The organism is Deltaproteobacteria bacterium, from assembly GCA_018668695.1.
Taxonomy (GTDB): Bacteria; Myxococcota; XYA12-FULL-58-9; order XYA12-FULL-58-9; family JABJBS01; genus JABJBS01.
This window is the reverse complement of the sequence record JABJBS010000069.1, coordinates 1-8902: the sequence shown is the minus strand read 5'-3', so window position 1 is coordinate 8902 and position 8902 is coordinate 1. Positions and strand designations below refer to the sequence as shown.

Below are 8902 nucleotides of genomic sequence, written 5' to 3'. Positions count from 1 at the left end.
TCTACGTTTTCGCGAAGCTGCTGCACAGTCCATGCATCGGCTTCGGCGACTCCTGGTACGCGTACCAGGAGTCGCCGAAGCCGATGCATGGACTGTGCAGCAGCTTCGCGAAAACGTAGAATTTGGCACCGGCGAGATTTCTATCAACACCGCCACCGCAAGCGAGCTTAAGCGTGCCGGGCTTACCAACCGCCAGGCCGCGAACATCGTGGCTTTTCGGGAAGAGCACGGAAGCTTTGAAAACATCGAAGAAACGGATGCCGTGTATGGCATTGGTCCCAAGACTTTAGCCAAGCTCCACGAAATCGTTGGCGACGATGAAGCCTGGGCTGCCTTTTCTGCTCGCATCCCCGGCGGCGAAGCCACCACTGGTTTTGCCGAGTCCAATCGCACCACCGTTCGCATTCCCACCGAAGGCGCAGGCTGGCCAGCCGACTTAGATGGCAACGGCATTGCCGACAACCGCGATGATTTGGTGGATGCAGAAAACACCTTAGATAAGCAAGTAGCCGATATCCTTCGCCGCACAGAAGCCGGACAAACTTTTCGCCTTGCCATGTATGGCATGTCTACCAGCTCCCCAGAATACAAGGAGCTTGTGGCCGCCGCCGATAGAGGCGTGAAAGTGCGCGTGGTGATTTACGGGAAGTACAATGGCAAGGCGATTGCTGCGCTTAAGAAGCTTCAAGCCGAAGGCAAAGATGTAGATGTGCGGGTGATTAAAAGCCGCGTCATGCATGAGAAGTTTGGTGTGGTGGGCGACGATGTATTCAACGGCAGCTCCAACTGGTCGAGCAGCTCCATTAAGAAGCACTCTGAAGACCGCTTTACGTTCCGCAACATGCCAGCTTTGGCCGATAGATTTGTGGAAGAGTTTGCCCGGCTTTGGGACCGGGGGAATCCGCCGCGAGGCTAAGCCCTTGTTCGCGCCCACAACTCAGGCCGTTAAATATTTCTAAAAGCAGTATTTCCCCAATAATATCAGCATGGTTATACCGGCTCGTTCGCCTTCTCCTCGTGAACCTTATAAATTTTTAGGGTGCACGCGATGGAGAAGTTTGCCCATGTCGAACCAGAATGAAGAGCTCAATCCTTTTTTTGCCGGCCTTGCCAGATGGGTGATTGGCCACCGGGCGATTACGATTGCACTGGCGATGCTTATTACCACCATTTGTATGGTGCGGCTCGTGACCCATCCTCTTATTCTCGACAACCGCCCTGAGGTATTTGAACCCAAAGGCTCTAACGCCACCGTCGTGCTTTCCGAGCTTCGCGAAGAGTTTGGCCGTGACGACCTCTTTCTCATCATTTTTGAAGGCGATGTGTTTAGCCTGGACTTTCTCAAAAGGCTACAGGCTGTTCACGATGAAGTCGCCAAAGTCGATATGGAGCTTGAAGATCCGATTGAAGAAGCGGCGGATGAAAATTCCGGCGACGATGCCTTTGGAGAATTTGGCGGTGATTCAGAGTGGGGTGATGACGAAGGCGGCACGATCATCGACCAAGTGATTTCTCTTACCGGCGTTCGCGAAACCCGGGCCTCTCCCGACGGCATTGTGGTCGGCGAGCTGATGGACGAATGGCCAACAAGCGAAACCATGGCCGCCTTTAAAGGGCGGGTGGTTGGTGATTCATCGTTCGTGAACAAGATAGTGGACAAAGAAGGTAAGCGAGCGGTGATGGCTGTGCGCACCATTGAACTCAGCGAGCCAGACAGTGCCCGGGTGTATCACCTGCTCCACGACATTTTAGACAAGCATAAAGCAGAAGGCTTTTCGCCGCTTATGGGCGGTACGCCGTCGTTTACGATTCGCTTAAACGAAATCAACATCATGGATATGGCCACCACCTTCTTACTCTCCATGCTCGTCATGGTGTGTGTGATGGCTTATCTCTTTCGCCACTGGGTGGGCATCTTAGGTCCGCTGGTGGTGGTGCAGCTTTCCTCGATTTGGACTGTGGCTCTGATGAGCTTTTTAGGGATGAGCCTCAACTACATCAACTCGGTGGTGACGGTGTTTCTCGTAAGCGTGGCCGTGGGCGATGCCATCCATATTCAGTCTTTATACCGAGATAAGCGCCGCGACGGGCTAAGCAACGAAGATGCGATTATTCATACCCTAGGCTGCACTGGTGTACCCATCTTCTACACTTCTATTACCACCATGATTGGTCTCTTCTCGTTTGCCCTAGCGAGTATCAAACCAGTTAATGAGCTTGGGGTGATGGGCGGCTGCGGCGTGTTCTTTGCCTTCTTGGTCAGCTGCACGGTGGTACCGGTTCTTTTAACTTTCAATAAGACGAGTAACCTAGGGGCGCGTGACAATCCCGAGAGCGGCCCCATCGATAAGCTTTTAGACCTCTGTAATCGCGCTTCGGGAGCAGGGCCCAATGGAAAACGCAACCTTCGGCTGTCCGTGGTGATGGGCGTTGTGATTGTAGCTGCCGGTATTGCTTCCGCTCCTTCCATCTTGGTTACCCACGATCCCTTGATGTGGTTCCCGGACCATTTTGAGACCAAGAGAGCTTCCGACACGCTCGATGAGTATGTGGGCGGCGCATCTCAGATGAGTCTCTTAATTGAAATCAAATCAGACCTGGGCATCAAAGATCTTGAGTTTATGAAGGCTCTTGAGAAGTTCGAGGCATACATTCACGCCTACCGAGATCCTCACTACGGGGACATCGTGGGCAATATTACCAGTGTGCTGGATATCGTTCGGGAAACCAACCGGGCACTTCATGGCGGTGAGCAAGCATTCTATAAGATACCCGACACTCCGCGTGAGCTTGCGGATGTGTTGTTTCTTTTTGAGAATGCTGGGCCTGACCAACTGCGGCGACTTGCCACCAATGACCTTCGTAAAACTCAAGTGACGATGAATCTAAAGTGGCTTCACGGTGATGAATACCGCCCGCTCACGGACTACATTGAAAAGGGTATCGAAGAGTATATGGCCCCCACGTCGCGGGTTCGCCCAACGGGTCTTATCTATTCTGTGCTCTCGACCATGGGCGTATTGGTGATTGATTTGGCCAAGAGTTTTGGCTCGGCGTTTTTCCTGATTACGATTTTGCTGATTCTCTTGATGAAAAATCTCAAGATAGGACTCGTTGGTATGATTCCCAACCTGGTGCCAATCATCATGGCCATGGGGTTGATGGCCGTGCTTGGGATTCCGCTTGATGGTTTTACCATCCTGGTTGCCTCCATCGCACTTGGTTTATGCGTGGATGACACCATTCACTTTTTGCACCACATCCGCCTGGAGCATCAGAAAACCGGCGACATTGAAGAGGCTATCCATACGTCCTTCAAGCACAGCGGCCGGGCGATTATGGCAACCAGTGCCATTTTGATTCTGGGTCTTGCTCCCTGCATGACCGCCGATTTGAAGGCGATTGTCTGGTTTGGCTTGGTGGTTTGCTGCACCATTTTCTTTGCGGTGGTGGCCGATTTGATTCTCGCCCCGGCGGTGATTCGGATTCTTTTCCGCAAAAAAGGTTAGTTCTTAAGTGCACAATTTGCCCCTCAATCTGCAAGGATTGTAGGCGGCTTGATTTTTTGTGAATCGACCCGCTTAAAAACTCTCATATTTTCAGCCACTTAAGGTGTCGCTGCGATGGCACAATGCATGCTTTCTATGGGGCTGGAGGGTCCCCCATGGTGAATGCACGCGCACTTTTTAGTTCTTTGATTTTTCTAATGATTATTCCGTCTCTTAGCTTTGCTGCTCCGGTGGTTACGGTACCGGACGATTACCCCACGATTCAGGAAGCCATCGATGCGGCAACGCCCATCAGCACGATTCGTGTGATGCCTGGCGTCTACGAAGAGTCGCTCACCATGCGTGAGGGGATTTACGTTCGAGGCTCCGGAAGCGACACCACGTTTCTCGTGGCTCCAAGTGGCCACGCCGTATTTGCCGATGGAATCAGAGACAGCTTGATTGGCGAGTTTAATATCTCGGCGCCAGAGCTTCATCCCGTGATGATTCAAAACGGTGCGGACGTAGATGTTCTGAACAATAGGTTTGAAGGCACGCATTCCGGCATTCAATTTTATGGTTCTATGGGCCGGGTATCGGGCAATACGTTTATCGACTTGGATGCAGAAGACCCAATTGCGGTTAGCTGCATGAACGGTTCATCCCCCACCATCATTGGTAACCTCTTTGTGAGAAGCGGCACCGCGGTGATGGCCTATTATGATTCTCACCCGATGATTCTGAACAACACGATGGTAAGCGGCTCTTACGGAATTGATTTTCGCGCGTTTGAAGAAATTGCCACCTCGTTTCCAATTATTTTAAACAACATCATCACCGACTTCTCTACTGCGGTACGCGCTTTAAACGGAGCCACGCCTGAGACCATGGGCTTTAACCTCGTTCACGCAAACGGCTTTAACTACAAAGATGTTGTGCTGCCTCCCACCGATCATCAAAGCGATCCTGAGTTTATGAACGCAGATGGCGATGACTACCGGCTTCTGCCTGGCTCACCCGCTATTGATATGGGTGGCACGCTGCCCTACGGCCAAGCCAATGGTTACCACATTCAAGATGGCAACAGTGATGGCGCGGCCATTCGCGATATTGGTGCTTACGAATTTGGCGGCACAGTGCGGCTCCCATTCGCGGGTGACGAAGGCTACGACGACAGCTATTCCGGTGTTGATAATCAGCCGCCTGCAGACGAGGCCAACGACGACGACGACGGCGCTGGCAATGAGTCTGGCCCTGAAGGAATCGATGGCCAGGATGCTGGTGAATCCGGCGACCGTGAAGACCCTGTAGACGGAGAAGGCCCTGAAGGCGTGGTGGACAACGAACTACCCGGTGATGAACTCGGCGCCGATTCTATGAGCGCCGACGGTGATACAGGCGGCTGCCAAGCTGCACCGGTGTCTGGCTGGTTTATTGGGATGCTTTTAGGGATTTGGTTTTTGCGGCGTAAGAATAGTATTCGCCTTTAATCCCCGAGATAGACTTTATGTTGCGATATTCCAAGCCCTGCGATGGGATTGACATCTCAGGAAACTGCCTCTATTCGTTTCCGCCTAAGCGATAATTTCGGAATTTGCTTTAAAAGTTCGGACATTTTATGGGCGGGCAGCGGGTCAAAGTTCTATTTGTGCTCTCAAATCTCAATGAGGGCGGCGCTCAAAAAGTGTCGGTGACATTGTTGCGTTTTCTCGACCGCACAATCTTCGAGCCACATCTGGTTGTTATCGGCGAATCAGGCGTTTTCGAAAAAGATATTCCAAAAGATGTCCCCATCACCTTCCTGCGACTCAAGAGAGTACGGCAAGCTCATTTTCCCTTACTCAAGGAGATTTATCGTATTCGGCCCGCAACTGTCTTTGCGACGTTGGGTTATGTAAATCTTGGAGTTCTGATGCTGCGGCCATTTTTGCCCAAAGGTACCCGGGTTGTGGTTCGGGAGGGTGCGATTGTCAGCTCTATTTTGAATTCAAGTTCGGTAGCTCCACTTTGGCGAACGTTTTATCGAAGATTCTACCCACGGGCCGATCAGGTGATTTGTCAATCGAATTTCATGCGGCAGGACTTGAAAGAAGCCATTGGTGTGACGACCGCGAATATGACGCATATTTATAACCCGGTGGATGTTGCGGCTATCGATGCATTGTCCAATGAGGGCGAAAATCCTTTTATCAGTCATGGTCAAGGACCCCATGTCGTCACGGTAGGACGACTGGCTAAGATCAAAAACTACGATAACCTGGTACTTCGTTTTCGAGATCTTGTGTCTGAGAAGCCTGATGCACATTTGTGGTTATTGGGGACTGGCCCTGAACAGTCGGCGCTGGAAGAACTTGCAAGAGCTCAGGGGATTGCTTCTCAGGTGCACTTTATGGGGCACCAATCCAATCCGTATTTGTGGCTTAAATATGCTGATTTATTCGTCCTTTGCTCAAAGTCCGAAGGTTTACCAAATGCGTTATTGGAAGCTGTGGCCTGCCGGTGCCCGGTGATATCTACGGTTCATCCAGGCGGTACCGGCGAGATCTTTGCGAATATTGGTCAGTCAAAACGATTTGTGGAGGCTCTTAATTGGGAACCGTGGTGGTTTGAGAGGCCGGAAACTGAGACCAGAGCACGGCTCGTGTCGGTGCATGACCTCAATAGAGTGGTCTTGCAGTACCAGGAAGTTTTACGGTAGGAGACCTCACAATGGGAAAAGAAGAAACCGTTAAAATACAAATGCGAACGCTAGAATCTCTGGGGTATTCTGTACCTGTTGGCGCCCGTATTCTAGATTTTGGTTGTGGTGCAGGTGGCTTGGTTAAGGCCTACCGTGACCAGGGTATGGACGCTTATGGTTGTGATTTAAGTTTTAAAAAAGGTCCTCATGCAGAGTCGCTTCATAAAGAGGGAATTCTTCGGGTCATCGATAGTGAAACAAGACGCCTACCGTTTGAAGATAATTTCTTTGATTATATTTTGAGCGAGCAGGTTTTCGAACACGTTGATGATTATCCAGCAGCCCTGGCAGAAATCTGCCGGATTTTAAAACCCACTGGTTTGAGTATGCATGTTTTTCCTTCAAGGTACCGGCCCATTGAAGCGCATATCAAGGTTCCGTTTGCGAGTATTATCCAAAAAGAGGGTTGGATTCGCTTTTGGGGCAAACGCGGTTATCGTCCGAGTGGAAGCGAAGAGATTCCACTCGACAAGTTTGCTCGCGACAGCACAGAATATCTGAATACTCGAACGAATTACTTAAAGAAATCTCAGATTAAGAAAATTGCGAGACAATTTTTTGAGAATGTAGATTTTTGTGAAGCAGCATATATGTGTCATACACCACGGGGCGGCTTACTGCGAAAAGCCAACCGGATTGCTCCATTCTTGCCTTATTTTTATTCGACCTTTCGTACGCGTGTTTTACTTTTGGCAGGAGCAACATCTCTCAAATAGGGCTTCATTGCCCTTCGGGAGATGATTGATAGGAAAGACTATGTTTCTTGCTCTTATGTTATTTGGTGTTCTCGCGTTTGTGGTCTGCTTATTGCGTCCTAACTGGGGCATTTGTCTTTTTGTCGGCCTTATCCCAATGGAATACCTCTTTGTTTTTGGTGATGTAAAATCAGGGCAGGGTTATACCCTGATGAAATTCCTTTCAATGGCGCTCTTGGCTGCTTGGGTCATACACTTGGCGCTGAACCCCAAGCTTATTAGGAGATTGGTGAAACACCCCAGTTGGCAGCCATTAATGGTGTTATCCATACTCGGAGTTATTTCAATGCTTTGGGTTGCGGACTCATCTGTATCATTGAAGCCGGTTTACAAGTACCTCTCTGGGGCCATCTTAATCATGACAATTCTCTCTTATGTTCGCACGAAGAACGATTTGGAGAATTGTATGAAGGCACTGTTGGTGGGCGGAATCATTTGTGCAGCAGCCACTATTTATCAATATTTTGTATTGATTCCGTCAGGAACAGTTGAGGGATTACGAGCAGGTAGTTTTTCTGGTGGTAGCGTAAACCATACAGCTGAGCTGCTAACGATATGTTTACCGCTCTGCTTCTTTTTCTTTCGCCAGCAATTACTGCGCTTCTGGCGAGTTACGGCGGCCCTTTCAGCTATATTGATTATCAATGGTATTACCACGACTTTTTCGCGCTCGGCATTGCTTGGGTTAGGTGCTTATTTCGCTGTTGAACTTTATGGCTTTTTGAAGCGTAGCCAAGCTTTGGCAGGCGTTGGGCTTGTGGTGATAACCGTCACAATGTTTGGTCTTGCTGCGGCGAACGTTGAACAAAAAACTCTAGACCGACGAACCGAGCGTACCACGGCAATGCTGAATTTTGACGAAGCTGAAACGTATGAAGGCTCAGCAGGTTCCTTAGAAGAACGACTTCTCCACTGGGAAGCAGCATGGTTGATGTTTTTGGATCACCCTGTTTTGGGTATTGGAGCAGGTGGTTTCGGAAATGAGTTTGGTGAAGATTATCAGTTTCGAGTAGATAACAAGCGATTATACAGTAACAAACGAAGTGCCCACAGTACGGTACTTTCGATACTGGCCGAGCAAGGTATCGTAGGTTTGTTTGTGTGGATCTGGTTTATGGCCGCTTGGTATTTTGGCTTTCGCCGCGCGTTTGGCAGGGTGGAAGACTTAACAATATCTGACCGTTCATATTTCTTGTTGATTCGAGGTTGGTGGGTACTTTGTGTCTTGTTCGGTGTCGTAAATCGGACGCATTATCATAAAGTCTTTTGGGTGATTGCGGGGTTAAGTTTTGCTTGGGTACTACTTATGAAAGATGACCACGCTACCTCGCAAAAACACAAGAAGAGTATGGGTCTGGCAGTGGTTCCTGCGAACAGCACGAACTACTGACTTGTTGAGTTTTAGCTTCTCTTGGGCTTGCCTAAGAGAGTTTTAAAGCCCGAAATCAGGTTTTCTTTTGAGTACTTCTTGTTAACACGGTCGAACCCGGCTTTTCTTACCTGGTCTAGCTTATCTGGCAGGTCAATGAGCTTAAGAATGGTTTTTGCGTACTCTTTACCGTCGTAGTTTTTGATGATGAAGCCATCTTGCTCATGGGTAATAATCGAGTCGAAAATACCTTCAAGGTTCGAGACAATCGTAATACAGCCAGATGCTAATGACTCTACGAGCACAATTCCGAAACCTTCGGCTCGGCTTGGAAGTACAAAGAAATCGGATACTTTGAAAACGGATGCGATATCCTGGACCTGACCCAAGAGTCGAAAATTCTCGGATTGCCCGGCTTTTTCAATTCGCGTCGAAAGCTCTGTGGGGGTATCTTCTGTTCCTTTTACGTGCGGCCCGGCCAATAGGAAATAGATATCGTCTCTTGTTTTACCGAGTTCTTCCATCATCTCGATTAAAACGTCTGTTCCTT

The 8902-nt window shown here is 49.5% G+C and carries 7 protein-coding genes; 6 read left to right on the top strand and 1 reads right to left on the bottom strand.

Annotation, left to right across the window (positions count from 1 at the left end):
- The 6 genes from HOK28_04010 to HOK28_03985 form a co-directional block, all read left to right on the top strand.
- Positions 1–916: hypothetical protein (locus HOK28_04010; protein MBT6432230.1), on the top strand; the 916-nt coding region annotated here is incomplete at its 5' end.
- Positions 917–1064: 148 nt separating this feature from the next.
- Entirely contained in the window at positions 1065–3509 is a 2445-nt protein-coding gene (locus HOK28_04005) for an MMPL family transporter (protein ID MBT6432229.1), read from the top strand.
- A gap of 155 nt (positions 3510–3664) precedes the next feature.
- Positions 3665–4978 (top strand): hypothetical protein, encoded by a 1314-nt coding sequence (locus tag HOK28_04000; GenBank protein MBT6432228.1) that lies wholly within the window; start codon positions 3665–3667, stop codon positions 4976–4978.
- Between the two features lie 128 nt (positions 4979–5106).
- Positions 5107–6186, top strand: a complete 1080-nt coding sequence (locus tag HOK28_03995) for a glycosyltransferase (GenBank protein MBT6432227.1) — start codon at positions 5107–5109, stop codon at positions 6184–6186.
- A gap of 11 nt (positions 6187–6197) precedes the next feature.
- Positions 6198–6944: a class I SAM-dependent methyltransferase gene (locus HOK28_03990; GenBank protein ID MBT6432226.1), complete on the top strand. Its 747-nt coding sequence runs from the start codon at positions 6198–6200 to the stop codon at positions 6942–6944.
- A gap of 445 nt (positions 6945–7389) precedes the next feature.
- A complete protein-coding gene (locus HOK28_03985; protein ID MBT6432225.1) occupies positions 7390–8373 on the top strand; it encodes an O-antigen ligase family protein in 984 nt (327 codons plus the stop codon).
- 11 nt (positions 8374–8384) lie between these two features.
- On the opposite strand, the gene HOK28_03980 is transcribed toward HOK28_03985, so the two are convergent.
- A partial coding sequence (locus tag HOK28_03980; protein ID MBT6432224.1) for a glycosyltransferase family 4 protein occupies positions 8385–8902 on the bottom strand: 518 nt, incomplete at its 5' end.

Bases quoted from the DNA above. Each gene is read 5' to 3' on its own strand.
- HOK28_03990 (MBT6432226.1), top strand. From the start codon at position 6,198: ATGGGAAAAGAAGAAACCGTTAAAATACAAATGCGAACGCTAGAATCT.
- HOK28_04005 (MBT6432229.1), top strand. From the start codon at position 1,065: ATGTCGAACCAGAATGAAGAGCTCAATCCTTTTTTTGCCGGCCTTGCC.
- HOK28_03985 (MBT6432225.1), top strand. From the start codon at position 7,390: ATGAAGGCACTGTTGGTGGGCGGAATCATTTGTGCAGCAGCCACTATT.
- HOK28_03995 (MBT6432227.1), top strand. From the start codon at position 5,107: ATGGGCGGGCAGCGGGTCAAAGTTCTATTTGTGCTCTCAAATCTCAAT.
- HOK28_04000 (MBT6432228.1), top strand. From the start codon at position 3,665: ATGGTGAATGCACGCGCACTTTTTAGTTCTTTGATTTTTCTAATGATT.